Below are 26,656 nucleotides of genomic sequence, written 5' to 3' on the forward strand. Positions count from 1 at the left end.
GCCGAAGCGGGCCGTTGCTGCCATCACGATCGCGTTGCGATCAGTGCTGGTGACCACCGTCGCCATGGACGTGGCCGTGGTCGAGTTCTTCCTGGCCGGCTTCGCGCACGTCGACGATTTCAACGTCGAAGTGCAGGTCCTTGCCGGCCATCGGGTGGTTCAGGTCGACGTCGACGACGCTCATGCCGACCTTCTGCACGGTCACAGCACGCGGGCCGAAATTGGTCTGCAGCACGACCTGCTGGCCCGGAGCCAGCTTGGTGTTGCCGAAGTGCTTCTTCGGCACGCGCTGGGACAGGCCTTCACGACGCTCGCCGTAGGCATCGGCCGCCTTGACGTCGACGTTGAAGGTCGCGCCGGCTTCCTTGTCCATCATGGCGTTTTCCAGGCCCGGGATGATGTTGCCGTGGCCGATCAGGATCGCCAGCGGCTCGCCGCGGTCCTTGGACGATTCGATCGGCTCCTGGCCGACTTCGGAAACGGTGTAGTGGAAGCGGACAACGCGGTCTTTTTCGATCTTCATGCGCAACTCTGTCTGGATCTGCCGGAGGCAGGCGGGTTGGGGCGGGTTGTCGCCCGGCGGGGACGCCGCCATCATGACGGCCAATCCAAGGTGGCGCATTATCCGGAGATCATGCACATCACGCCAGTTTCGTCCGGCCTTCGCCGGCTCCTCGCCCCGGCCCTGCTGCTGGCCTTGCCCCTGTTGATCACTGCCTGTGGCGGCGGCAAGGCCACCCGCCCGGCGCCGCCCCCGCCGACGGCGAACTGGCCAAAGACCGTGCCGGACAACCCCGAGGCCGCCAACTCGGTGCTGATGCGTGCCATCAGCCTGGTCGGCACGCCCTACCGCTATGGCGGCAACACCCCGGATTCGGGCTTCGACTGCAGCGGCCTGGTCGCCTATGTCTATCGCGAGATGCTGGACCTGCGGCTGCCGCGCACCTCGCGCGACCTGGCGGCGGTACAGGGTCCGAAGATCGATCCGCAGCGCCTGGCCACCGGCGACCTGGTGTTCTTCGGCAGCCGCGGCAGCGTCACCCATGTCGGCATTTATGTAGGTGAAGGGCGTTTCGTGCACGCGCCGAGCACCGGCGGCACCGTGCGGCTGGACTCGCTCAGTGGTCCCTACTGGAAGGACCACTACACCGGTGCGAAACGTGTCCTTCGCTAAAATGAACAGGCGATATGTTCAAAAATGTGACGTACATCACCCTGAAACTAACGGTTTACTAACGGAATTTTTAACTTATTGCCGCTTTTACAGGGCATGATGCCCCATCGTTTTTTTCCTGTGACCGACGCGTGACGACTGACGACCTGAAAAGCGAAGGCCAGACTTCCGTATCTTCACGTAGTGCCCGCCCGCTGTTGCTTGGCCTGGCACTGTGTCTGACCAGCCTTCCGGCCTGGTCGCAGACTGCTCCGAACCGTTCCGATGTGACCCCGGCCGCCGTGGCCGAGAGCACCGCCCGACCGGCTGCCAAGGCCGAGGCTGCCGCTCCGCAGCGCAGCCGCGTCGATGCCGCCGCCAGTGCCACGCTGGCCGCCCTGCTGCCGCACCTGGCCGCCAACGACACCATTCCGCTGATGGACCGCTCGGCCGTGGTGGCCGGTGATCTCAGCCGCCTGCTCGCCAACTACGACACCAGCAGCGCCGCCAATGGCAGCGTTGTCGGTACTGCCGCCGACAACGGCAAGGTGCAGTCGCTGCTGCGCCGCGCGATGACCCTGCTGGGCACCCCGTACCGTTGGGGTGGCAGCAACCCGGACAGCGGCTTCGACTGCAGCGGTCTGGTCGGCTACGTGTTCCGCTCGGCCCTGGGCATCGAGCTGCCGCGCGTCTCGCGCGAGATGGCCCACGATGACAATGCCGAACTGATCAACGACCGCACCGCGCTGGCCGCAGGTGACCTGGTGTTCTTCGGCCGCAAGGGCCGCGTCGACCACGTCGGCATCTATGTCGGTGACGGCCGCTTCCTGCACGCGCCCAGCTCGGGCAAGGACGTGCGCGTGGACACCCTGCTCAGTGGCTACTGGGGCAACAAGTTCATGCAGGCCCGCCGGGTCGATCTCTGATCTGACCGGTTGGCGCTACGGCGCCGCCTGATACGAGAAAGCCGCTGCCCTGCAGCGGCTTTTTTTGTTGGGCCCGTGCAATCGGTGGGTAGCTGCCGACCTTGGTCGGCACCGCCTTCATCCACGCATGGCGTGGATCTACCAGGTGCCCGCCTCGGCTGGCACCGTGTCGGCCACCTCCCAAACAAAAGGCCCGCCGGTCAGGGCGGGCCTTTCAATTCAGCACACCACCTCAGCGCGGTGGTGGTGTCGGGTCGGGATCATCCACACCCACATTGCTGGACGGGTTGTCATACACCGCCTGGTCGAGCAGCCCGGTTTCCTTGGCCACGATCACCGGCACCAGCATCTGGCCCGTCACATTCGTCATCGTGCGCATCATGTCCAGGATGCGGTCGATGGCATACAGGTAGCCGATGGTCTCCAGCGGCAGATTGGCTGCGCTCAGCACCACCGTGGCCATGATCACCGCGGTACCCGGCACGCCGGCGGTACCGAAGCTGCCCAGCACCGACGCGATCAGCACTACCACGTACTGTTCCGGGGTCAGCGGCACACCGCTGTACTGCGCGATGAACACCGCGCACAGCGCCGGATAGATCGCACCGCAACCGTCCATCTTGATGCTGGCGCCCAGCGGCACCGCGAACGAACCGTAGTCCTTGTTCACGCCCAGGTTGTGGGTGATCGAACGCAGCGCCACCGGCATCGCGGCGAAGCTGGACGAGCTGACGAACGCAACCTGCATGCCCGGCGCCGCGCCGCGGAAGAACTTCAGCGGGTTCAGGCCGTGCGCCAGCAGCAGTGCGCTGTAGACCACCACGATGTGCAGGGCGCAGGCCACGTACAGGGCCAGCACGAAATGACCCAGCGGCAGCAGCTTCTCGAAGCCATAGCTGCCGACCAGGCCGGCGATCAGGCCGAAGGTGCCGATCGGGGTGACTTCCAGCACGAAGCGGGTCACCTGGATCATGATGTCGCTCATCTGGCCGACCAGCTTGCGCGCCTCGGTCACCTTCTCGCCCAGCTTGACGATGGCAAAGCCCACCAGGCCGGCGAAGAAGATCACCGGCAGGATCGAGCCGCGACCGGCAGCCAGCACGGTCTCACCGGCCGCGTTGACCTTGGTGCCGATGCCGGACAGCGCGTAGAAGACATTGGCCGGCACTACGTCCAGCAGCACCTGCACCACGCTGGGCACTTCGCGCGGCACGTAGTTGCTGGCCATCGACAGCTGCAGGCCACCGGCGCCGGGCTGCAGCACGGTGCCCACGCCCAGGCCGACGCACACCGCCAATGCAGCGGTGATCACGAACCACAGGAAGGTGCGGCCACTGAGCGCGGCGACCGACTTCTGGCCATGCAGCGACGAGATCGCGTTGATCACCGCGAAGAACACCAGCGGCACGGCGATCATCTTGATCAGGGTGACGTACAGCTCACCGAGCGGGCCGAACCACGTTTCCGCGGCCGGGCCGAGCGCCCAGCCGGCCAGCGCGCCGAGCACGAAGCCACCGACCACGCGCTGCCAGAATGGAATCCGCAGCCAGGCAGAGACCAGCTTCATAGGCAATCCAGGGGGAAGGAAGGGATGCTGGCACGATAGCCCAAGGCGGCCCGCAGAACGACCGCCCGGCCGGCAAATCAGTGTGTCATCGGCGTGCCTTGCGGGGCCGGGCATAATGAACGTCCCGTTACAGTTTGTGAGATCCCAGCGTCCATGCGCCGTTCCGTCTCCCTGTTGGCCGCCTGCGCCACCACCCTGCTGCTGGGCGCCTGCGCCAGCACCCGCCCCGCGTCCGCCCCGGCCGGCCTGAAGGTCGCCGTCGATCCCGTCGCCCACCCGGCCGGCGAGACCCCGCAGTGGTGGTACCGCAGCGGCGCCGCCCAGGCCGCCGCCAACGGTGCGATGTCCGGTAAGGCCAAGAACGTCATCCTGTTCCTCGGCGACGGCATGAGCCTGACCACCGTGGCCGCCTCGCGCATCTACGAAGGCCAGCAGAAGGGTGGCTCGGGCGAAGAGAACCTGCTGTCCTGGGAGCGCTTCCCGGCCACGGCGTTCAGCAAGACCTACAACACCGATTCGCAGACCCCGGATTCGGCCGGCACCATGACCGCCATCACCACCGGCGTGAAGACCCACATGGGCGCAATCGGCGTCAGCGCCGGCAGCCGCACCGACTGCGCCGACAGCCTGTCCAAGGGCCTGCTGACCTGGCTGCAACTGGCCGACAGCGCCGGCCTGGCCACCGGCGTGGTCTCCACCGCGCGCCTGACCCATGCCACCCCGGCCGCCACCTATGCGCACTCGCCCGAGCGCAACTGGGAAAACGATACCGACCTGACTGAAGCCGCCAAGGCTGCAGGCTGCAAGGACATCGCCCAGCAGCTGCTGTCGACCTCGCGCTATGGGCGCGGCCCGCTGGTCGCCCTCGGCGGCGGTCGCGGTGAATTCACCACCGTGGAAGAGCGCGATCCGGAATACGACGACAAGGTCGGCCAGCGCCTGGATGGCCGCAGCCTGGTGCAGGAATGGCAGCAGGCGCACCCGCAGGGTGCCTACGTATGGAACAGCAAGCAGCTGGCCGCCGCCGCAAATGCGCCGGCCATCCTCGGCCTGTTCGAGCCGGACCACATGCGCTACGAGTACGAGCGCCCGCAGGATCCGGGCGGTGAGCCGAGCCTGGCCGAACTGACGGCCGCAGCGATCAAGAATCTGTCGAAGCACCAGGAAGGCTACGTGCTGATGATCGAAGGCGCGCGCATCGACCACGCCAACCACAGCGGCAACGCCTACCGTGCACTGACCGAGACCGTGGCGCTGTCCGACGCGGTACGCGTGGCCAACGAACTGACCTCGGCCGACGACACCCTGATCATCGTCACCGCCGACCACTCGCACACGCTGAACTTCGTCGGCTACCCGGCACGTGGCAACCCGATCCTGGGCAAGGTGAAGGACAAGGGCGGCGAAGACGGCGCCGGCAAGCTGGATTACGCGCTGGATGGCACCGGCCAGCCGTACACCACGCTGAGCTACGCCAACGGCCCGGGCCATACCGGCAGCAGCAACCAGCAGCCGGCCGGCCCGAAGCGTTACCCGCACAACCCGAGCAGCTTCGAACCGGCCAACGGCCGCCCGAACCTGCGCGAAGTCGACACCGAGCATCCGGACTACATGCAGGAAGCACTGGTGCCGATGAAGGCCGAGTCGCACGGCGGCGAAGACGTCGGTATCTGGGCACGCGGCCCGGGCAGCAAGGCGATCCGCGGCACGCTGGAACAGAACGCGATCTACCACATGATCGTGCAGGCCACCCCGGCCCTGCGCGAGCGCCTGTGCCAGGCCGGCACCTGCGACGACAAGGGCGTGCCGGTGCAGCTGCCGGCACCGACGGCTTTCGAGCGCAAGGCCGAGGCCAAGTGATCGTGAGGCAGGCCCGCGCTGCCCCTGCCAGCGGCCGCTTCGCGCGGTCGCTGGCCCTGCTCGGCGTGCTGGCCAGTTCCAGCGCGCTGGCGCAGGCACCGGCGTGCAAGCTGCTGACCGACGAACACGGGTTGTGGCCGCTGCCCAACTGCGAGGTGGTCGATCATCGGCCGAAGATCAGCGCCGACACGCTGAAGGACCTGAACTACGACGACCACGGCCTGGCCGTGGTGTACGCCGACCAGGGCTTCCACTACGTCGACCGCAAGGGCCGGAGCCTGCCCGTGCTGACCTGGGACAACGGCCCGGAAACGCCACAGGAAGGTCTGCTGCGCGGCCGCGTCGGCAATCGCGTCGGCTACTTCGACCTGAAGTTCCGCCAGGTGGTGCCCGGCACCTTCGATTTCGGGTGGCCGTTCCAGGATGGCGTGGCCGAGGTCTGCAATGGTTGCCGTCGCGGTACGCCGGATGCCGATGGCCACACGCCGATGGAAGGCGGAGAGCGGTTCCGGATCGACCGCTCGGGCCGTCGGGTGAAGTAGTTTTTTCGGCAGGGCTGCGCCCTGCACCTGCTACAAGCCAGAGCAACAGCAACAGCCAAAGCGGCTCTGGATTTCCGTTGGTTGGGCGGGGCGGTGTGGGTGGGCAGGACACGCCGTAAACCCGTCCATGGGGGCTCGATGGCGCCATCCATGGCGCCAACGGTCCTGCCCACCCACACCGCCCCACCACCGACAGATTTCCGGTGACGGTTGGACCATCCACGCTTTGCGTGGATCACATCTGTCAGATATCGAATTGAATCCGGGGTCAGATCCGTTTTCCGCAGGAAAACGGATCTGACCCCATCAACATGCCCGACAGCTCGCAGGAAACTGTCGAAGGCGGGGTGGGTCCGGTTGCGGGGGCGTGAGCCGCATGGATGCGGCGACCGAGCTTACATGGATGTACTTGCAGCGCCCCCCGCAACCGGACCCACCCCGCCCCCCTCAGGAAACCCGCTTCTGCTGTTGCTTCGGCCGTTGCCGTTGCTGCGCGTCTGCGGGTGCAGGGCGCAGCCCTGCCGAGCAACCCTATACTTGCCCCGTGACTGCCTTCCCTGCCCTCGTTCCGCTGGATGCGCCACTGCTGGTGGGCTACAGCGGCGGTGTCGACTCGACCGTGCTGCTACACTGGCTGTGGCGCTGCGCCCAGGCTTCCGGCACCGCGCTGCGTGCGGTGCACGTACACCATGGCCTGCAACCCGATGCGGACGGCTGGGTGCTGCATTGCCAGCAGCAATGCGCAGCACTGGGCATCGAACTGGCCGAGCATCGCGTGCAGGTCGACAAGCGCGCGGGCCTCGGCCTTGAAGGCGCGGCGCGGCAGGCACGACGTGCAGCGTTCGCCGCCGAACTGCGCGACGGCGAAACATTGGCACTGGCGCAGCACCAGGACGATCAGGCCGAGACCTTCCTGCTGCGGGCCCTGCGCGGATCCGGCGTCGATGGCCTTGCCGCGATGTCCGTACACAGCCGCCTTGGCGAACAGCCTCTATGGCGGCCGCTGCTGGCGGTGCCACGCAGTGCACTGCTCGACTACGCGAACCAGCACGCGCTGCGCTGGATCGAAGACCCCAGCAATGGCGACGACCACGCCGATCGCAACTTCCTGCGCCTGCAGGTGCTGCCGTTGCTGCGCCAGCGCTGGCCGCATGCCGCTGCGGCGCTGGCGGGCAGCGCGATGCACTGCGGGCAGACCCGCGAACTGCTGGACGAGGAAGACGCCGAGCTGATCGCGCACCTGGAAGTGGCACCGCGCGTGCTGTCGCTGCAGCTGCTGCGCCAGGTGTCACCGGGGCGTGCCGCGCGCGTGCTGCGCGCCTGGGTGATCGGCCACGGTGCGGCGCCACTGCCGGCCACGGTGCTGCAGCAGGGTCTGGACGAACTGCTGCCGGCCGGCAACGATCGCCAGGCGCGGGTGCGCTGGCACGATCACGCCATCCAGCAGTGGCGCGAGCATGCCTATCTGCTGCCCGCACAGCTGCCGGCGCTGCCCCGCGGATGGCAGGCCGACTGGGATGGGCATGCCCCCCTGCTGCTGCCCGATGGCGGCCAACTGCGCCTGCAGGGCACCGTGGCCTTCGAACGCCCACTCCAGGTCCGTGCACGCGTAGGCGGTGAGCGCATCCTGCTGCCCGGCCGCCAGCATTCGCATGCGCTGAAGGACTGCCTGCAACGCGAACACCTTGCCCCCTGGCGGCGCGCCCAGCTGCCGCTGGTCTTCGATGGGCCACAGTTGCTCGCCGCCGCCGACGTGGTCATCGCGGCCCCTCTGCAAGCCTGGTTGCAGGCCCATGATGCCCAGCTGCAATGGCGTCCCGGCGGCTGGTGAATTGACCCCCGCGCGCAGCCCGTCCACACTTGCCGCATGGCCAAGAAGTCCCCCGAAAACGCCTCCCCGGTCGCCCAGTTCGAGCAGTCGCTCGAATCGCTGGAACAGCTGGTGGAGCAGATGGAAACCGGCGAGCTGAGCCTGGAAGCTTCGCTCAGTGCTTACGAACGCGGCGTCGGTCTGTACCGCCAGTGCCAGCAGGCGCTGGAACAGGCCGAACTGCGCGTGCGCCTGCTCAGCGATCCGGCGCAGCCGGAAGCATCCGAGCCTTTCGATCCGCCCAGCCATGACGGCTGAGGTTCTGTTCGCGCGCTGGCGCGACCGTATCGAAAGCCAGCTCGACGCCGCCCTGCCCTCGCCTGCCGAAGCACCGCAGCGCCTGCACCAGGCCATGCGCTATTCGGTGCTGGGCGGTGGCAAACGCATGCGGCCACTGCTGGTGTACGCCAGTGGTCACCTGTTCGGCGCACAGCTGGAGCACCTGGACGCAGCGGCGATGGCCGTCGAGCTCATCCACGCCTATTCGCTGGTGCATGACGACCTGCCGGCGATGGATGACGACGCGCTGCGCCGTGGCAAGCCGACCACCCACATCGCCTTCGACGAAGCCACCGCGATCCTGGCCGGTGACGCTCTGCAGACCCGTGCCTTCGGCCTGCTGGCCGATGCGCCGCTGCCGGCCACGCTGCGCGTGGCCTGCCTGCAGACCCTGGCCCACGCGTCCGGCGCCTCCGGCATGTGCGGCGGCCAGGCGCTGGACATCGATGCCACCGGCCAGCAGCAGACGCTGGCAGCATTGACCCGCATGCATGCGCTGAAGACCGGCGCCCTGATCCGCGCGGCGGTGCGCATGGGGGCTCTGTGCGGCCAGGCCCACGAGCCGCAGCTGGCCCAGCTCGACAGTTTCGCCGATGCACTCGGCCTGGCCTTCCAGGTCCGCGATGACATCCTCGATGTCGAAGCCAGTTCCGAACAGCTGGGCAAGACCGCCGGCAAGGACCAGGCGCAGGACAAGAGCACCTTCCCCGCGCTGCTCGGCATGGACGGCGCGAAGGCCCAGCTGCACGAGCTCGCAGCGCGCATGCAGGCGATCCTGGCCGGATACGGCGAAGAGGCCGATGCACTGCGTGCGCTGGCGACGCTGGCGGTCGAACGCGATCATTGATCGCCGCTCGCTCGCCGGGTACCGCCCGTCGCTCCCCGCACATGAAAACGCCCGGCAATGCCGGGCGTTTTCAGTTCCGCATGCAGCCGGTCTTACTTGATCAGGCGCAGGGTGAACGGGTAGCGGTAGGCTTCGCCGTTGTTGGCCTTCACTGCGGCAATGATGCAGAACACCAGGTTGATGACGCCGACGATCGGGGCCAGGATGCCACCGATGATCACGATCATCAGGATGATGCTGATGACCATCGCGATGGTCACGGTGATCTGGAAGTTCAGGGCTTCCTTGGCCTGGTCGGTCACGAAGGCCTTGCCAGCATCGTCCTTGTTGATCAGCCAGATGATCAGCGCGCCGATGAAGCCGGTGAAGATGCCCAGCAGGTGCGCAGCCAGCGCCATGGTGCGCTGGTCGGCCGGCACGTCGGTGGTGGCCGGCGGCGGCGGGACGTTATCGAATTCACTCACGACAAAACTCCTTTTCATTGGGTGGTCTTGACCCACCAGCACCAAGCTGGTTGCGTCAGGCGGGCATAGCTTACGCCATCAATGCCATCAATCATTACCGGCGATGGTCATCCGCCCCAGCAGGATCGAACCGGTCCGGACATGCGAGCGCGGATCGACGTCATTACCGACCGCCTCGATGCTGCTGAACATCTCGCGCAGGTTGCCGGCAATGGTGACGCCGTCCACCGGGTACTGGATCTCGCCGTTCTCGACACGGAAGCCGCCCGCGCCACGCGAGTAGTCGCCGGTCACCCCGTTCACGCCCTGCCCCATCAGCTCGGTCACCAGCAGGCCGTCGCCCATCTGCCGGGCGATCTCTTCCAGCGGGCCGGCATTGGCCGCCAGCTGCAGGTTGTGCACGCCGCCGGCATTGGCGGTGGTCTGCAGGCCCAGCTTGCGCGCCGAATAGCTGCCCAGCACGTAGCGCTGCAGCACGCCGTCACGGACCAGCGCCGAAGCACGGGTGGCCACGCCGTCGCCGTCGAAGGCGGCCGAGCGCAGGCCGCGGCGCAGGTGCGGCAGTTCGTCGATCTGCATCCATTCCGGGAACAGGCGCTGGCCGACGCTGTCCAGCAGGAAGCTGGCCTGGCGGTACAAGGCACCGCCGGATACCGCCGACAGCAGGTGGCCGACCAGGCTGCGCGCCACTTCCGGGGCAAACAGCACCGGCATGCTGCCGGTGGCCAACGAACGCGGCTGCAGGCGGGCCACGGTGCGTTCGGCGGCGCGACGGCCGACCAGACCCACGTCTTCCAGGTCCTCCCGGGCCAGCGCGCTGGTGTACCAGCCATCGCGCTGCATGCCATCGCCCTGCCCGGCGATCAGCGCGCAGCCGACCGAATGGTGGGTGCCGCGCTCACGGCCGAAGAAGCCGTGCGAATTGGCGTACACCGACAGGCTCTGCATGCTCGACACCGAAGCGCCATCGGAATTGCGGATCTGCGCATCGGCCTCGCGGCCGGCGGCCTCGCAGGCCAGGGCCAGGTCCACCGCCTCATCGGCCTGCAGCGCCCATGGGTGCCAGCCGTCCAGGTCCGGGAAGTCGGTGGCCATCAGTGCGGCTTCGGCCAGGCCCGCAGCCGGGTCATCCTCGGTATGCCGGGCGATCGCACAGGCCTGCTCGACCGTGGCGGCGAGGCTGGCCTCGTTCAGGTCACCGGTGCTGGCACTGCCCTTGCGCTGGCCGAAGTAGACGGTCACGGCGATGCCGCGATCACGGGTGGACTGCACGGTCTCCACTTCACCGAGGCGGACATTGACCTCCAGGCCGCGGTCCTCGCTGCAGCTGACCTCGGCCTGGCTGGCGCCCAGCGCGCGGGCGCGGTCAAGCAGCTGCTGGGAGAGGTCGGCCAGCCGTTCCAGCCGGGCCGGGGTGTCGTCGCCGACGGCCACTTCAGGGGCGATCACGTTCAATGCTTTATCCTGTACGGGTTGGGCCCGGCATCACGCCGAGCGACTTTTTTTGAGATCAGGTAGGAACGATGCGCGGACGCGACGAAGAAACCGGTGAATTCCACGACAAGAGCCGCAGCCAGAACCGGCGCGACGCGCTCGACGTCCTGGCCCTGGGCGAGAAGCTGGTGTCGCTGACCCCGGCCCAGCTGGCGCGCCTGCCGATTCCGGAAGACCTGCTGCCGCATATCGCCGAGTGCAAGCGCATTACTGCCCACATCGCCCACAAGCGCCAGCTGGCGTTCCTGGCCAAGCACATGCGTCGCGAAGAAGACGCCACGCTGGATGCGATCCGCGATGCGCTGGACGCCAACAGCGAAACCGGCCGCCGCGAAGTGGCGATGATGCACCGTGCCGAGGACTGGCGCGACCGCCTGCTGGCCGAGGGTGACAAGGCGCTGGCCGCCCTGCTCGATGACTACCCGCAGGCCGACCGCCAGCAGCTGCGCACCCTGGTGCGCAACGCGCAGGCCGAGAAGGCCAAGAACAAGCCGCCGCGCGCCTATCGCGAGATCTTCCAGGTGCTGCGTACCCTGATGCTGCCGGCCGCGCTGGGCCTGAAGGCCAGCGCCGAAGACACCGACCCGGTCGAGACCGACGAGGCCGACGAGGACTGAGTCCCCGCCGAGCGGGGCGGTGGCACTGGCCATCGCCCGGCTCAGGCCTGGGTACCGCCGACGGTGATGCCCTCGATCAACAGCGAGGGCTGGCCGACACCCACGGGCACGCTCTGCCCATCCTTGCCGCAGATGCCCACGCCCTCGTCCAGTGCCAGATCGTTGCCGACCATGCGCACCTTCTGCATGGTTTCCGGACCGTTGCCGATCAGGGTCGCGCCCTTCACCGGCGTGGTGATGCGGCCATCCTCGATCAGGTAGGCCTCGGTGGCCGAGAACACGTACTTGCCGCTGGTGATATCGACCTGGCCGCCGCCGAAGTTGACCGCGTACAGGCCCTTCTTCACCGAACGGATCATCTCCTGCGGGTCGTGCTGGCCGGCGCGCATGTAGGTATTGGTCATGCGCGGCATGGTCAGGTGCGCGAAGGATTCACGGCGCCCGTTGCCGGTCGGTGCCATGTCCATCAGACGCGCATTGAGGCTGTCCTGCATGTAGCCGACCAGGATGCCGTCCTCGATCAGCGTGGTGCACTGGGTCGGGTGGCCTTCGTCGTCGATGTTCAACGAACCGCGGCGACCGTCGAGCGTGCCATCGTCAACGATGGTCACCCCCGGTGCCGCGACACGCTCACCGATGCGGCCGGCGTAGACACTGGTGCCCTTGCGGTTGAAGTCACCTTCCAGGCCGTGGCCGACCGCTTCGTGCAGCAGCACGCCCGGCCAACCCGGGCCGAGCACCACCGGCATCATGCCGGCCGGCGCCGGCACCGCGTCCAGGTTCACCAGCGCCTGGCGCAGTGCTTCCTGGGCGAGGGCTTCGGGGCGGCCGCTGGCAAACAGATCTTCGTAGCCATAGCGGCCACCGCCACCGGCATAGCCGGATTCGCGGCGGCCGTTGTGTTCGACGATCACCTGCACGTTCAGGCGTACCAGTGGACGCACGTCGGCTGCCAGCACGCCGTCACTGCGGGCGATCAGCACCGTATCGACGCCGCCGGACAGGCTCACCATCACCTGCTTCACGCGTGGATCGGCGGCACGCAGGTAGCCATCCAGGCGCTTGAGCACCTCGACCTTGGCTTCGTTGCCGATGCCATCGATCGGGTCCAGCGCCGGGTACAGCGCGCGCGCATTGCCGCGCAGCAGCGAACGCCCGGTCTGTGCACCGCCCTCGCGCGAGATCGCGCGCGCCGACTGCGCCGCTGCCAGCAGCGCGTCGGCATGGATGTCATCGGAGTAGGCGAAGCCGGTCTTCTCGCCGGAAATCGCCCGCACGCCCACGCCCTGCTCGATGGAATGGGCGCCGTCCTTGACGATGCCGTCTTCCACGCTCCAGCTCTCGCGGCGGGCGTGCTGGAAATAAAGGTCACCGAAGTCGACACCGGGGCCGAGCAGCTGGCCGAAGGTGCGCTCCAGGCCAGCGGTATCCAGGCCGCCGGGGCGCAGCAGGCGGTCTTGGGCAAGCGTCAGGGCGATATCAGTCATGGTCTCGATCTGGGGATGCGGGGGCGCTCAGGCAAGCCCCGTGAACAGGAAACCGCGCTCAGCGCGAGCGCGGCAGGTCGGTGACGGTCGGCGGAATGGCCGGCGCGGGGGACGGCGGGGTCTTGTCGCGGCTGCGCTCGATCACTTCCACCTTCGGCTCCTTCCATGGACCGGTCACCTTGTAGGTACGGGCGCCAATCTCGCCCAGCGGCTTGGACAATACCGCATTGGTGGCCGCGCCCAGCGCGGCCCCCACCGGGCCACCGGCCACCGCACCGACCACGGTCAGCAGGTTGCCCGCGCGCGGGTTGACGTCGATGGTCTGGTCGAACTGCTGGTTGCGCAGGTCGGCCTGGCCACGGATGGTGATGTTGGCCGCCGGGCCTTCGATCAGCACCTTGTCGGTGCGCGCCATGCCCTGGCCGAACTGCATGCTGCCATCGATCTGGTTGAACGCGAAACCCTTGGAGAAGAAGTCGCGGAAATCGAACATCAGGCGCCGCGGCAGCTGCGCGACGCTGAGCAGGCCCAGCACGCGGCCGGCACCCGGATCCAGCTCCAGCAGCTGGCCATTGCGCGCGTGCAGGTCGAGGCTGCCCTGCAGGTTGCCCAGCTGGAAGTCCGACGGACCACCGCTCCACGAGGCCTGCAACTGCGCCTGGCCGGAACCACCGCGCAACTGGCCGCCGTAATCGAGGTTCTGCATCAACCCGCCCAGGTCCTCGCTGCGCACCTGTGCAGTCAACTCGGTACGCGCACCACCGGTACGGCCCAGCCAGCGACCGCTGATGTCGATCTCCTGGTCCGGCGCACGGAAGCGCAGCTCGTCCACGTTCAGGCCATTGGCCAGCGGTCGCGTGCGCAGCACCGCCTGGCCCAGCACCACCTTACCGAACTTCAGGTCGGCGATGTCCAGCGCGAACGGCGGCAGCTTGGCCGGATCCATGTCGTTGGCACCGGCCTGTACCCGCGCCGGTGCGGCCGGCGCACCCGGTGCCGCCGGCAGTGACTGCCAGTGCACGCGGTCAAGCTGGCCACTGATCGTGCCGCCGTCCGCATTGGGGACGGTCAGGCGCCCGGCCAGCGAGGGGCCGTCCAGGCGCACATCCAGTGCCTGTGGGCCCGGGTGCAGCTGCAGCCGGGTCTGCTCGAACACGCCGCCGATCAGCTTCAGCTGGCCGACCTGCACGTCCACCGCACGCAGCGGCATGGCATCGTCGTCACCACCGCCCCGCGCCAGGCTGATCCACTCCAGCGCATCCAGGGTCGGGCTGCGGCCATTGACCGTCAGCCCGCTCGGCGGCGGCTCACGATCGACATGATCACTGCCCAGCGTGACCTGCACGCCGGTCTGGTTGTTGTGGCTGCGTGCGGCCAGGGCCAGGCGCTGGCCGAAGGCCACATCGATGCGGCCGGCGCCCATCGGCAGCTGCGCCGCCACCGTGGTCGCCAGCGGTTCGGCGGCCGGCTTGTCCAGCGGCGCCGGCAGGTCCAGCCGGGTGCCGACCAGGTCCGAACTCAATCGCAGTTCGCTCGGCGGCGCAGGCGCGCCCGGGGCCACCCTGGGCAGGTTGACTGCGATGGTCCACGCCGAAGTGCCGGTGATGTAGGGCTTGAGCCAGGCCATTTCCGGTGCGCGGTCGATCAGCACGCCGGCATCAAGGCGGGCCGACAGCTGCGACTCGAAGGCCCGCGTGCTGTCGTGCACGTAGCCGCCGGCACGCAGGCTCAGGCGGCCGTCCTGGCCGAGGTGGCGCACCGCCAGTTCCTCGGCGTCGAAGCCGCCATTGCTGTAGCGCGCCTGCCCATGCATGTTGTCGAAGGTCAGCTGGAAGCGCTTGTCGACCAGCTTCACGCCGGTCAGGTCGACCGTGCCCTGCAGGTGGCCCTCGCCTTCATCCAGGTGCAACGGCTGCAGCAGATCGAAGGTCACATGCGCCGGACCGCTGGCGACCAGGTTGTCCAGGGTGTCGCCGTAGTCCTTGTGCAACGGGCTCTGGCGCAGCATCGCCAGCAGCTTGCCGGCCTCGCTCGGCGCGTCGGCGCGCACGTACAGCGGCTGGTGGCCGAAGTCCGGAATGCCGGCTTCGAACTTCTGCACCGCCACGCCCGCGAGGTCGCCACGTCCACGCATGTCGAAGCCAGGGCCGATGAAGGCGATATCGGCATCGACCTGGCTCATCAGCGGCCAGTCGTGCTGGAAACGGATGTCGCCGTTGGTGATGTGGCCGGTGGCCTCGAAGCGGCCATCGTTGTTGTCGAACGGCCAGTCGTCCAGGTCACCGGTGACCAGGCCGACACCACCACGCACCTGGCCGCCGGCCAGTGCCATGTCCAGCCAGTCGGTGGCGCCCTTGCTCATCTTGGAGTGGATCCAGAAGCGCTTGGCCGCCGTCATCGGCACGTCGTCCAGCTTGGCGGCCAGCTGCAGCCACGGCCGCGTGCCGTCGCCCTGGAACCAGACGCCGCCACGCACGTCGGCCGCATAGTCGGTGCCTTCCACGCGCATGGCCGGCGTTCCGATCCGCCAACCACCGCCTTCGTCGCGCCAGCCCACGATCTGTCCGGCCAGGTGCAGGTCATGCCGCACGCCAAAGCCGGTCGGCCAATCGAACTGCAGCTGCCGTTGCGGCTGCAGCTGCAGGCTGAAGCCATCGGCATCGCCTTCGAAATGCCCCCCCAGGCCGCGCAGACCCGGAGAGTCGCCAACGCTGGCAAAGCCCAGCGACTGTAGTTCGCCCTGTGCCCGCAACGGGCCATCGCGTTCGCCGGCCAGCTGCAGCTCGCGAACGTCCAACTGCGGCTTGGACAGGAACAGCCAGTGCCGCAGCCCCGGCTCAAGGAGATTGCTCAGGGCCAGCCCGCGCAGCGCGGTACCGGCCTGCACCGCACCGGCGTCCACCCGCAGCTGCCTGCCGACCTGCAATTGCAGGCCATCGAGCTGCTGTTCGCCGTCTTCGGTCTTCAGGCGCAGGCGCGGCACCAGCAGTGCCCAGCCATCGGCCTGGCGTTGCCAGCGCAGGCGGGCCTGCAACCGTTGCAGCTGCAGCTGGGGTGCCGCCACGCCGGGCATCGGTGCACCGTCGACGCGCACGTCCCGCAGGTCCGAATCGGTGGTCAGCGCCACCGGCGCGAAATCACGCAGGGTCAGCCACAGGTTCAACTCGCCCTTGCCCTCGCGCAGGCGCACACCGCCGGCCGCCAGTAAGGGCGACCAGGCATGGAAATCGACCGGGTCGGCGCCCAGCCAGGCCTGGCCGTTGCCGCGCAGGCGGTCTACGTCCAGTACCGCAGTCAGCGGCAGCGCTTCGGCCTGGGCCCAGGCGCGTACGCCCACGCGCAGGCGATCGCCATTGACCCGCATGCGCAGGTCGATGCGCGGCAGCGTGGCGTCGATGCCCAGCGCCGGCGCGTGCACGCCCAGGCGGCCCCCGATCACCTGCAGCTCGCCCAGCCGGCGCAGCGCATCCAGCGGATCCCCCCCGTTGTCGGACTGCGGCAACCCGCGCACCGACCAACGGCCGTCTTCGCCCTGCTGCAGGTCCAGCGCCAGGCCACGCAGGCGCAGTTCGGTCAGCGAGCGCCCGGGCAGCAGCCCGCTGTACATCGATACCAGCACTTCGGCCTCGCCGATCGCCAGGCCCTGGCCGGCGCCGATGCGCAGGCCCTTCAGCTGCAGCAACGGGCCACGACGGGTCCAGGCCGTCTGCAGCTGATCGAAACGCACCGGCTGGCCGGCACGCTCAGTCAGCCAGGCGGCAATCTTGTCGGGATGACGCTCGGCCAGCGGCAGCAGCTGGCTGAGCGTGCCCACCAGCAGCGCAAGCCCTACCAGGCCCACCGCGCAGGCGGCAATGAAATGACGGCGGATCCTTCGCAGTCGCAGGCGCGGCGGCGCGCTCATCGGCCACCGCCGGCCTGCAGCCGGCGAGGATCAGAGCAGAACAACATCGAATTGCTCCTGCAGGTACTGCTCGTCCGCCTGGAAGCGGATGCTCTTGCCGAGGAACTCCTCCAGCTCGGCCACTGCCGACGATTCCTCATCGGTGATGCGCGCGACCACCTTGGTCGACGCGATCACCAGCAGCCGCGCCGCATCGAACTGGCGCACGGCACGGGTGATCTCGCGGAAGATCTCGTAGGTCACCGTCTCGGTGGTCTTGATGCTGCCACGGCCGCTGCACTGCGGGCAGGTTTCCGACAGCTGGCGCTCCAGGCTTTCCACCGTGCGCTTGCGGGTCATCTCCACCAGGCCCAGCGGCGAGAAATCATAGACCGTGGTCTTGGCATGATCGCGGGCCAGCGCCTTTTCAAGCGTGCGCAGCACCTGGCGGCGGTGCTCTGCATCATCCATGTCGATGAAGTCGATGATGATGATGCCGCCCAGGTTGCGCAGCCGCAGCTGCCGCGCCACCGCCTGCGCCGCTTCCAGGTTGGTGCGGAACACCGTTTCTTCCAGGTTGCGCTGGCCGAGGAACGAGCCGGTGTTGACGTCGATGGTGGTCATCGCCTCGGTCTGGTCGATCACCAGGTAGCCACCGGATTTCAGCGGCACCTGCTTGTCCAACGCGCGGCCGATCTCATCCTCCACGCCGAACATGTCGAAGATCGGGCGGTCGCCGGAATACAGCTCCAGCTTCTCGGCCAGCACCGGCATGTACTTGGCAACGAAGGCCTGCAACTGGCCGAAGGTCTCCTTCGAGTCCACCTTCACCTTGTCCACGTCCTTGCGGATCAGGTCGCGCACCGAACGCAGCGGCAGGCTCAGGTCTTCATAGATGATGCTGCACGACGGCGCTTCGCGGCCGCGGCGCTCGACCACGTTCCACACGCGCGACAGGTAGGCGATGTCCTCGGCGATGGCCTCGGCCGGCTGGCCTTCGGCATTGGTGCGCACGATGTAGCCGTAGCCGCCGTGCTGGGCCGACAGCTCGGTCACCAGCGCCTTCAGGCGGGCGCGCTCGGTTTCGTCTTCGATGCGCGCCGACACGCCCACCACCTTGGACTGCGGCAGCAGCACCATGTAGCGCGAGGGAATGCTGATCTGCGTGGTCAGGCGGGCGCCCTTGGTGCCGATCGGGTCCTTCACCACCTGCACCACGATGTCCTGGCCGTCGCGCAGCAGCTCGACGATCGGCACGCTGGCCGGCGGCGGCAGGGTGGTGTTCTCGGTGTCGGCGCTGGCCACCGGCGCCGGCCGCACCACGTCGTTGGCGTGCAGGAACGCCGCGCGCTCCAGGCCGACTTCGACGAAGGCGGCCTGCATGCCGGGCATGACCCGCTGCACCTTGCCCTTGTAGATGTTGCCGACCACGCCACGGCGCCAACCGCGCTCGATGTGCAGTTCCTGCAGCATGCCATTTTCGATCACCGCGACCCGGGTCTCGCGCGGGGTCACATTGACCAGGATTTCCTCAGACATCGGCAGCCTCCCTGGCGGCATCGGCAGTGGGGGCCGGCACGCCACAGCGCGCCAGCAGACGATCGGTATGCAGCAGCGGCAACCCCATGACGCCGGAGTAGCTGCCGGAAAGATGTTCGATCCAGCGTTCGGCCCCACCCTGGATGGCGTAGGCGCCGGCCTTGTCCAGCGGCTCGCCGGTGGCGACATAGGCGGCGATGTCAGCGGCGGCGATCGGAGCGAAGGTCACTTCGGAAATGACCAGCTCGCTGTCCAGGCCGTCCGCACCGACCACCACCACTGCGGTCATCACTTGGTGGGTACGCCCGGCCAGTCGCGCCAGCATCGCCCGCGCGCCTGCGGCATCGGCCGGCTTGCCGAAGACCTCGCCGTCCAGCACCACCTCGGTGTCCGAACCGAGCACGCGCGCCTGCGGGTCAGCGGCCAGCACCCGGGCCAGGCCGGCGCGCGCCTTGTCGGCAGCAACCCGGCACACATACTGTTCGGCGCTTTCAGTCGCCGCACGCTGCTCGACGACCTCCAGGTCAAGGGCCTGGAAGGGGCGTCCGAGTCGGGCCAGCAGCTGGTTGCGTCGGGGGGAGCGGGAAGCAAGATAGAGCATCGGCACAGCATAACCTGAGGCCGCCACCTGAATCGTCGGCAACCCGTTACGGAACGCGTACAACCCCGAACAGGCTCACAGCGCGTTCATCGCTACGACACCACCCTCACCGCCACAACAAGGAGATCCCATGCGCCTGACCGCCACCCCGCTGCTGCTTGCCCTGTCCCTCGCCCTTGGAACCTCGATGACCGCTCATGCCGCTCCGTCGTCGCCGTCGATCGCCGCCGCGGCCGAAGGCACCCTGCTGAACATCTCGGCCAATGCCGAGGCCACCCGCGTGCCGGACGTCGCCACCCTGTCGGCCGGCGTGGTCACCCAGGCCGCCGACGGCAACAGCGCCATGCGCCAGAACGCCCAGCAGATGGACAAGGTGCTGGCCGCGATCAAGGCCGCCGGCATCGCCGAGCGCGACGTGCAGACCAGCGGCGTCAGCCTCAACCCGCAGTACCGCTATACCGACAACGAAGCGCCGAAGATCACCGGCTACCAGGCCAGCAACACGGTCAGCCTGAAGGTCCGCGACATCGCCAAGCTCGGCAAGGTGCTCGACGCGCTGGCCGCGCAGGGCGCCAACCAGATCAACGGTCCGCAGTTTGAGATCGACCAGCCCGAACCGGTCTACGACGAAGCCCGCCTGGCCGCCCTGAAGAAGGCCCAGGCCCGCGCCCAGACCTATGCCAAGTCGCTGGGCCTGCAGGTGCGCCGCATCGTCAGCATTTCCGAGAACAGCAACGGCGGTTTCCGCCCGATGCCGATGATGCGCACCATGGCCGCCGGTGCGGCGATGGACAAGGCCACCCCGGTCGCACCGGGTGAATCGACCGTCTCGGTCAACCTCGACGTGGTGTTCGAACTGGGCCGCTGATCGCGTCCGCCACGGCCGACACAGGCGGGTCCCGCAGGGGGCCCGCCTTTTTTCGTGCGTTCCGCAGGCGCTGGCTGAAGGCCAGCCCAACGCGCATGCCCCTGCCTCTAGGCAGTGGCGGCCATGCCGCGCTACTGATGGACTGCCAGCCGCGTGCGGCAACCCCGCCACGGGCCCTGGTGCGTTGAGGACTTCGTCACTGGCATGGAGGTGGATCATGGTTCGTACGTATCCCGTTGCATCCCCGCACTTCGACCCCGCCCGCGTAGCCGCCTGGAGCGCGGCCATCGCCCTGCACCTGCTGGCCTTCCTGTTGTTGCTCATCCCTGCGACCTACCAGGCCGTGCAGGCCCCACGTGACAAGACCCCGATCCGGCTGATCGAGAAGATCCCGCCGCCGCCGACACCGCCGGTTCCGGTCCCGCCGAAAGAGATCGTCCAGGTGGTGCCGAAACCGCGGACGCAGCCAGTGGTACCGCCACTGCCCGCACCCACCGCGACCGTGGAAGAGACCCAGGGCATCGCGTTGCCGGCCGCCGAACCGGCTCCGCCGCAGCTGGCGCCCAGCATCGACACCTCAACCCCATTGGCTGGCGCCCAGCTGCAGTACCGCAGCGCCCCGCCGCCGACCTACCCGATCCAGTCCCTGCGCAACCACGAACAAGGCACGGTGCTGTTGCGGGTGGAAGTGGACATCCACGGCCAACCGGTCGCCGTCAGCATCGAGCGCAGCAGCGGCTCGCGCAACCTGGATCAGGCCGCCCGCCAGCAGGTGCTCAAGCACTGGCGATTCGAGCCCGCCCAGCGTGACGGCGTAGCGGTTCCGGCCATCGGCATGGTGCCGGTGCAGTTCTCGCTGCCGGAATGATGGAACCGCCGGCCCGGCCACACGCCGGGTCGGCCCCTGTCCGGGGACGACGGACAGATCAGGATCAAGCGTTACCGATTAAGCAAAATTTCACGACTTCGTCACCTGCTGGAAACCTAGATTGGCGCGTCCCGGTATCGATCCGGCGACAGCCCTCAACGCTACGGTTTTCCAGTTAGGAGAGAAGCTGTGAAACACCCGATCCAACGGCCCGCCAGCCGCCGCCGCAGCACCCTGGCATCGTCCATCACCCACATCCTCACCGGCGGCGCCCTGCTGCTGGCCGGCGCCGTCGCTTCCTCCTCCGCCTTCGCGCAGGAAAAGGCCACCAACCTCGACCGCATCACGGTCACCGGCTCCAACATTCCGCGCACCAACACCGAGACGCCGTCGCCGGTGCAGGTGGTGACCCGCCAGGAAATCGACCGTACCGGCAAGACCTCGCTGGCCGAGTACCTGCAGACGATCACTGCCGATGGCGCCGGCTCGATTCCCAAGACCTTCGGCAACGGTTTCGCCGGCGGTGGCGCCGGCATCTCGCTGCGCGGCCTGGGCGCCGGCTCGACGCTGGTGCTGTTGAACGGCCGCCGCATGGCCACCTATGGCCTGGCCGATGACGGCCAGAAGGTGTTCACCGACCTCAGCACCATTCCGCTCGATGCCGTCGAGCGCGTGGAAGTGCTCAAGGACGGCGCCTCGGCGATCTACGGCTCCGACGCCATCGCCGGCGTGGTCAACATCATCCTGCGCAGCGACTTCCAGGGCGCCATCCTGCGTGGCTCCTACGGCCTGTCCGGTGACAGCGATGGCGACGCCAGGAAGGCGACCCTGACCGCCGGTACCGGCGACCTGGCCACCGATGGCTGGAACGCATTCTTCAGCCTGGACGTCGGCAAGACCGACGCGATCAAGCTGAGCGACCGCAAGAACCGCAAGTGGATCGGTACCGGCGACACCCGCCAGTGGGGCTATGACAAGACCGCCCAGTTCCTTGGCGGTGCCTACACCCGTGGCGGCACCTCCGGCGGCTCCGGCCCCAACGGCTCCTACCTCGACGCCACCGGCCACCTGGTGCCGCTGCCGGGCTGTGCTGGCCTGACCACCATCGGTGGGCAGACCCCGGCCAGCATCGCCGCCGACGGCTGCCTGTTCGATCCGGCGCAGCAGTACCGCGACCTGATTCCGGAAGAGAAGTACGTCAACGTGTTCGGCCGCGCCAGCTTCGCCTTCGGTGAAGGCGGCGAGATCTACACCGAGATCGGCTACTCGAAGAAGGAAACCATCTTCAGCAACACCCCGTCCGGCGTGTCGGGCGGCTGGGGCTACCCGGGCGGCCCGGTCAACGCAAACTCGGGCCCGGGTGCCACCGTGCTGGGTGCCAACCACCCGGACAACCCGTTCTACGGGCAGCCGGGCGCCACCCCGGTCCGCGTGCGCTATTCGTCCTGGGATGTCGGCCCGCGCGTGACCGACAACACCAATGAGTTCAACCGCTTCCTGGTGGGCATCAAGGGCAACTGGGGCGACTGGAGCTACGACACCGCCTACCTGCATTCGGGCACCGACCTGACCAACAAGCGCACCGGCTTCCTGCGCTACAGCGCCGTCCAGTGCGCACTGGGCAATGCCAACTGCGCCGGTGGCGTGTGGCGCATCGGTGACGATGCCGGCAAGAACTCGCAGGCGCTGTACGACTACATCTCGCCGACGATCAGCGCCCGCGCCAAGTCCAGCCTGGACATGTTCGACTTCACCGTATCGCGCAGCCTGATGGACCTGAAGGGTGGTCCGCTGGGCCTGGCGATCGGTACCGAGTGGCGCAAGACCAGCAACAGCCTGACCCCGCAGACCTACACCGACCAGGGCGACATCATCGGCCTGGGCTACTCGGCCTATGACGGCACCCAGAACGTCTACGCCGGCTACGTCGAACTGTCGGCACCGGTGCTGGAACAGCTGGAACTGTCCGGCGCCCTGCGTTACGACAAGTACGAAAGCGGTGAAGGCAAGGCCACGCCGAAGCTGGGCGTGAAGTGGACCCCGGCCGACTGGATCGCCCTGCGCGCCAGCTACGCCGAAGGTTTCCGCGCGCCGAACCCCGCCGAGAACGGTGATGGTGGCCTGGCCGCCTTCTCCACCGCGGTCGACCCGGTGCGCTGCCAGATCAGCGGCGGCGCTTCCAGCGAATGTGGCGCCAATTCGGTGGCGATCATCACCAAGCCGAACAAGCTGCTGAAGCCGGAAGAGTCCAAGAGCTACTCGGTCGGCATCGTGCTGCAGCCGACGTCGACCACGTCGATGACCGTCGACGCCTGGCAGATCAAACGCACCAACGAGATCGTGCAGGGCAGCACGGCGGCGGCGATCCTCGCCGGCAACGTGCTGCGCGACAGCAACAATCTCAATGGCGTGGCCAACAGCGGCACCATCCTGGCGGTCAACACCGGCTACGTGAATGCCAGCTCGTCGCGCGTGCGCGGTATCGATACCGATATCCGCCAGACCTTCGAGATCGGCCCGGGCCAGCTGGAGCTGGACCTGCAGTGGAGCCACATCCTGAAGTTCGAGCGCACCGAAGGCGGCGACACGGTTGATTACGTGGGTACCCACGGCAACTGCGACGTCACCAACTGCATCGGCACGCCGAAGGACAAGGTCAACTTCGGCACCACCTGGAAGCAGGGCCCGTGGAGCGTCAGCGGCATCGTCAACTACATCAGCAAGATGGACAACATCGACAGCCGTGGTGGCAGCTACCTGGCCTTCTACGCTGACGGTACGCCGGTGACGAAGATCTCCTCGTTCACCACGATGGACCTGTCCGGTCGCTGGAGCATCAACGACTCGTTCGAACTCAACGCCTCGGTGGCCAACGTGTTCGACCGCATCGCCCCGCTCGATCCGACCACCTACGGTGCGGTGAACTACAATCCGATGCACTTCTCCGGTGCGCTGGGCCGTTACTACACCGTCGGCTTCAAGTACACGTTCAAGTAAGACCGGTTGCAGCGTCACCTTCGAAGGCCCGGGCTTCTGCCCGGGCCTTCGTCGTTTCCGTGCATGCCGGCTCCTGTGGGCCGGTGCTTGCAGGCATGTTCACGAGCACATGGCTACCGTGTGCTCGCGGCATCCACGCCGCAGGGGATTTCCATGGCCGCGACATCGCAACGCCTGGGCCTGCCCGCGTTGACTGCACTGGTAGTCGGCTCGATGGTCGGCGCCGGCATCTTCTCACTGCCGCAGAACGTCGCCCGTAGTGCCGGCCCAGCCGCGGCGCTGATCGGCTGGGCCGTCAGTGGCGCCGGCATGCTGATGCTGGCCTTCGTGTTCCAGGCCCTGGCCAACCGCCGGCCCGACCTCGATACCGGCATCTACGCCTATGCGCGCGAAGGCTTCGGCAACTACATCGGCTTCTCCGCGGCGTGGGGCTACTGGGTTGCCTCGGTGCTCGGCAACGCCAGCTTCTTCGTGCTGATCTTCAGTGGCCTCGGCCACTTCCTGCCGGTGTTCGGCGAAGGCAATACCCCGGCCGCCGTGGCCGCTTCGTCCGTGCTGTTGTGGACCGTGCACCTGCTGGTGCTGCGTGGCCTTCGGACGGCGGCCATCGTCAACGGCCTGGTGACCGTGGCCAAGCTGCTGCCGATCGCACTGTTCCTGATCCTGGCCGCAGGCGCGTTCCGCATGGACGTGTTCCGTACCGATTTCCTCGGCAGGCCCGCACTCGGTGACCTTGGCCAGCAGTTGCGCGGCATGATGCTGGTGACCGTGTGGGTGTTCATCGGCATCGAAGGCGCCAGCATCTATTCGCGGCGTGCCGCGCGCCGTGCCGACGTCGGGCGTGCCACGGTGATCGGTTTCGTGGGCGTCTGGCTGTTGCTGGTACTGGTCAGCCTGTTGTCGATGGGCGTACTGTCGCAGGCCGAACTGGCCGGGCTCCCCAACCCGTCGATGGCATATGTGCTGCGCGCCATCGTCGGCGAATGGGGCGCAACGGTGATCATCATCGGTTCGATCATTTCAGTGCTCGGTGCGCTGCTGGCCTGGGTGCTGCTGTGCGCCGAAGTGTTGTATGCCGCCGCCGGCGACGGCACCATGCCGGCCTTCCTGGGCCGCGAGAATGCGCGCGGCGTGCCGGCCAATGCGCTCTGGCTGAGCAACGGCCTGATCCAGCTGTTCCTGCTGCTGGTGCTGGTCAATGCAGGCAGCTACACCGGGCTGGTACTGCTGGCCGCATCGATGAGCCTGGTGCCCTACTTCCTGTCCACGGCGTTCGGCGTGCAACTGGCCTGGCGCGGACAGGCCTACGCAGGTGAGCCAGGCGCGCGCTGGCGCGATTTCGGGGTCGCACTGCTGGCCAGTGCCTATGCACTCTGGCTGGTGTATGCCGGCGGCCTCGACAACCTGCTGCTGTCGGTGCTGCTGTATGTGCCGGGCGTGGTGCTGTTCGGATTGACCCGGCACCAGCGCGGCGAGCGGGTATTCACGCGCTGGGAGTGGGTGCTGTTCGGCGCGATCCTGGCGGTGGCGATCGCCACGCTGGTGGCGTTCTGCAAGGGGGACCTGAAACTGTAGAGTCGAGCCGACGCTCGACGCTACGCGACAGGGCAGCCGAACATGGGTTCGGCGCTCACGGCTTCGCCAGCATGCCGATATCCTGCATCCAGCGCTCGGCCAGCCGCGGCCACGCCGCGACCGGTGCATCCTTCATGCGCAGCCCGAATGCATGGCCGCCGCGGGCAAACAGATGCATTTCCACCGGCACGCCCGCGTCGATCAGGGCACGGTAGTAGGCCAGTGATTCGCGCACGTCATCGGTGCGATCGTCGGTGGCCTGCGCGATGAACGTCGGCGGCACCTTGTCATCCACGGTGATGTCCTTGACCAGCGACAACCCCTTTCCGTGCCCCGCCCACAGGTGCCCGGAATACATCACCATCGCGAAATCGGGGCGGCTCGGCTGCTCATCCGCCGCGTCGACCGGCGCGTAGCTGCGCGGCGCGTGCGTGCTCAGTCCCGCCACCACGTGACCACCGGCGGAAAAGCCGATCACCCCGACCCGCTTCGGATTGATGGACCAGCGCTCGGCCTGCGCGCGCAGCAGGCCCATTGCACGCTGTGCATCCTGCAGGGCCATCGGCACCTTCGGAATGTCGCGGCAGTTGCACTCGGGATCCCAGTTCGGGCCGGATGCGGGCGCGCGGTACTTCAGCAGTGCACAGGTGACGCCCTGCGCGGTCAACCAGTCGCAGATCTCGCTGCCTTCCAGGTCCATCGCCAGCACCCGGTAGCCTCCGCCAGGCACCACCATTACCGCGGTGCCATTGGACGGCCCCTTCGGCGCAAACACGGTGAGAGTCGGCACGGCCACGTTCTGCAGCATCATCCAGTGTTCGCCACTGGCTTCGGAGGTCACGTCGCTGACCTGCTCGGGGCCTTTCAGTTTTGGCGGCACCATTACCCCGCCCTGCGGCCACAGCGCAAATTCGATGGCGCCCTGTGGCGGATGCCAGGTGGGCGGCGCGACCTCCGCAGCGGCGCACGACACGATCGCAAGCAGCAGACAACCCATGAACAGGCGTGCGCGCACAATCAACATCCCTGGTTGATGACACTGCATTGTAGAGTCGAGCCATGCCCGACTGACGCAGCTCGACGCCACAAACGGCAAAAAAAAACCTGCATCTCGCAATGCAGGTTTCTCAAGGTGGCGCCCGAAGTTGGACTCGAACCAACGACCCCCTGATTAACAGTCAAGTGCTCTAACCGGCTGAGCTATTCGGGCAGACGACTA

At 67.6% G+C, this 26,656-nt stretch carries 21 protein-coding genes and 1 tRNA gene; 12 read left to right on the plus strand and 10 right to left on the minus strand.

Translation table 11 applies throughout. The annotated features are described in order from the left end of the window. Positions 1-40 precede the first annotated feature (40 nt). Positions 41-523, minus strand: a complete 483-nt coding sequence (locus EGM71_RS14805; RefSeq protein ID WP_032128998.1) for an FKBP-type peptidyl-prolyl cis-trans isomerase — start codon at positions 521-523, stop codon at positions 41-43. 111 nt (positions 524-634) lie between these two features. On the opposite strand from EGM71_RS14805, the gene EGM71_RS14810 reads away from it, so the two are divergent. Further along, positions 635-1,174 (plus strand): C40 family peptidase, encoded by a 540-nt coding sequence (locus EGM71_RS14810; protein WP_188485503.1) that lies wholly within the window; start codon positions 635-637, stop codon positions 1,172-1,174. A gap of 131 nt (positions 1,175-1,305) precedes the next feature. Beyond that, on the plus strand, positions 1,306-2,079 hold the full coding sequence (locus EGM71_RS14815; RefSeq protein ID WP_188485504.1) for a C40 family peptidase: 774 nt from the start codon (positions 1,306-1,308) through the stop codon (positions 2,077-2,079). A gap of 232 nt (positions 2,080-2,311) precedes the next feature. Here the strand turns inward: EGM71_RS14815 and EGM71_RS14820 are convergent, their stop codons facing one another. Next, a complete protein-coding gene (locus tag EGM71_RS14820; RefSeq protein ID WP_188485505.1) occupies positions 2,312-3,646 on the minus strand; it encodes a dicarboxylate/amino acid:cation symporter in 1,335 nt (444 codons plus the stop codon). 153 nt (positions 3,647-3,799) lie between these two features. On the opposite strand from EGM71_RS14820, the gene EGM71_RS14825 reads away from it, so the two are divergent. The 5 genes from EGM71_RS14825 to EGM71_RS14845 all read left to right on the plus strand — a co-directional run bounded on the left by EGM71_RS14825 (position 3,800) and on the right by EGM71_RS14845 (position 9,044). Then, a complete protein-coding gene (locus EGM71_RS14825) occupies positions 3,800-5,506 on the plus strand; it encodes an alkaline phosphatase (RefSeq protein ID WP_188485506.1) in 1,707 nt (568 codons plus the stop codon). Next, on the plus strand, positions 5,503-6,048 hold the full coding sequence (locus tag EGM71_RS14830) for a WG repeat-containing protein (protein WP_188485507.1): 546 nt from the start codon (positions 5,503-5,505) through the stop codon (positions 6,046-6,048). The genes EGM71_RS14825 and EGM71_RS14830 overlap by 4 nt, the downstream gene beginning before the upstream one ends. 544 nt (positions 6,049-6,592) lie before the next feature. After that, a complete protein-coding gene (gene tilS / locus EGM71_RS14835; RefSeq protein ID WP_188485508.1) occupies positions 6,593-7,879 on the plus strand; it encodes a tRNA lysidine(34) synthetase TilS in 1,287 nt (428 codons plus the stop codon). Between the two features lie 36 nt (positions 7,880-7,915). Further along, positions 7,916-8,176 carry an exodeoxyribonuclease VII small subunit gene (locus EGM71_RS14840; RefSeq protein WP_005410522.1) on the plus strand — a complete coding sequence of 87 codons (261 nt, stop codon included), beginning with the start codon at positions 7,916-7,918 and terminating at the stop codon, positions 8,174-8,176. Further along, a complete protein-coding gene (locus EGM71_RS14845; protein ID WP_188485509.1) occupies positions 8,166-9,044 on the plus strand; it encodes a polyprenyl synthetase family protein in 879 nt (292 codons plus the stop codon). The genes EGM71_RS14840 and EGM71_RS14845 overlap by 11 nt, the downstream gene beginning before the upstream one ends. Positions 9,045-9,136: 92 nt before the next feature. Here the strand turns inward: EGM71_RS14845 and EGM71_RS14850 are convergent, their stop codons facing one another. After that, complete coding sequence (locus EGM71_RS14850; RefSeq protein WP_097049815.1) at positions 9,137-9,508, minus strand: DUF4870 domain-containing protein; 372 nt, start codon at positions 9,506-9,508, stop codon at positions 9,137-9,139. 87 nt (positions 9,509-9,595) lie between these two features. Continuing rightward, positions 9,596-10,963, minus strand: a complete 1,368-nt coding sequence (gene pmbA / locus EGM71_RS14855) for a metalloprotease PmbA (protein ID WP_188485510.1) — start codon at positions 10,961-10,963, stop codon at positions 9,596-9,598. Positions 10,964-11,031: 68 nt separating this feature from the next. Between pmbA and yjgA the strand changes: the two genes are divergently transcribed. Then, positions 11,032-11,619, plus strand: a complete 588-nt coding sequence (gene yjgA / locus EGM71_RS14860) for a ribosome biogenesis factor YjgA (protein WP_188485511.1) — start codon at positions 11,032-11,034, stop codon at positions 11,617-11,619. Between the two features lie 41 nt (positions 11,620-11,660). On the opposite strand, the gene tldD is transcribed toward yjgA, so the two are convergent. From tldD to EGM71_RS14880, 4 genes are read right to left on the minus strand one after another with little or no spacing between them, the layout of a single operon-like run. Further along, complete coding sequence (gene tldD, locus EGM71_RS14865; protein ID WP_188485512.1) at positions 11,661-13,106, minus strand: metalloprotease TldD; 1,446 nt, start codon at positions 13,104-13,106, stop codon at positions 11,661-11,663. A gap of 58 nt (positions 13,107-13,164) precedes the next feature. Next, positions 13,165-17,010 (minus strand): YhdP family protein, encoded by a 3,846-nt coding sequence (locus tag EGM71_RS14870; protein ID WP_188485513.1) that lies wholly within the window; start codon positions 17,008-17,010, stop codon positions 13,165-13,167. Positions 17,011-17,040: 30 nt separating this feature from the next. After that, positions 17,041-18,528, minus strand: coding sequence for a ribonuclease G (gene rng / locus EGM71_RS14875; protein ID WP_005418079.1), 1,488 nt, complete (start codon positions 18,526-18,528; stop codon positions 17,041-17,043). After that, complete coding sequence (locus EGM71_RS14880; protein WP_188485514.1) at positions 18,521-19,129, minus strand: Maf family nucleotide pyrophosphatase; 609 nt, start codon at positions 19,127-19,129, stop codon at positions 18,521-18,523. Before EGM71_RS14880 ends, rng begins: the two co-directional genes overlap by 8 nt. A gap of 130 nt (positions 19,130-19,259) precedes the next feature. On the opposite strand from EGM71_RS14880, the gene EGM71_RS14885 reads away from it, so the two are divergent. From EGM71_RS14885 to arcD, 4 genes are all read left to right on the plus strand, one after another. Beyond that, positions 19,260-19,997, plus strand: coding sequence for an SIMPL domain-containing protein (locus EGM71_RS14885; protein ID WP_188485515.1), 738 nt, complete (start codon positions 19,260-19,262; stop codon positions 19,995-19,997). Positions 19,998-20,214: 217 nt separating this feature from the next. After that, complete coding sequence (locus EGM71_RS14890) at positions 20,215-20,865, plus strand: energy transducer TonB (protein ID WP_188485516.1); 651 nt, start codon at positions 20,215-20,217, stop codon at positions 20,863-20,865. 189 nt (positions 20,866-21,054) lie between these two features. After that, entirely contained in the window at positions 21,055-23,862 is a 2,808-nt protein-coding gene (locus tag EGM71_RS14895; protein WP_188485517.1) for a TonB-dependent receptor, read from the plus strand. Positions 23,863-24,015: 153 nt separating this feature from the next. Continuing rightward, positions 24,016-25,437, plus strand: coding sequence for an arginine-ornithine antiporter (gene arcD / locus EGM71_RS14900; protein WP_188485518.1), 1,422 nt, complete (start codon positions 24,016-24,018; stop codon positions 25,435-25,437). A gap of 55 nt (positions 25,438-25,492) precedes the next feature. Here arcD and EGM71_RS14905 read toward each other — a convergent pair whose 3' ends face one another. Together EGM71_RS14905 and EGM71_RS14910 are read right to left on the minus strand one after the other, a co-directional pair. Continuing rightward, entirely contained in the window at positions 25,493-26,434 is a 942-nt protein-coding gene (locus tag EGM71_RS14905; RefSeq protein ID WP_430544086.1) for an alpha/beta hydrolase, read from the minus strand. 136 nt (positions 26,435-26,570) lie between these two features. After that, positions 26,571-26,647 (minus strand) — tRNA-Asn (locus tag EGM71_RS14910). Positions 26,648-26,656 lie beyond the last annotated feature (9 nt).

Source organism: Stenotrophomonas maltophilia (genome assembly GCF_006970445.1).
GTDB lineage: Bacteria > Pseudomonadota > Gammaproteobacteria > Xanthomonadales > Xanthomonadaceae > Stenotrophomonas > Stenotrophomonas maltophilia_AU.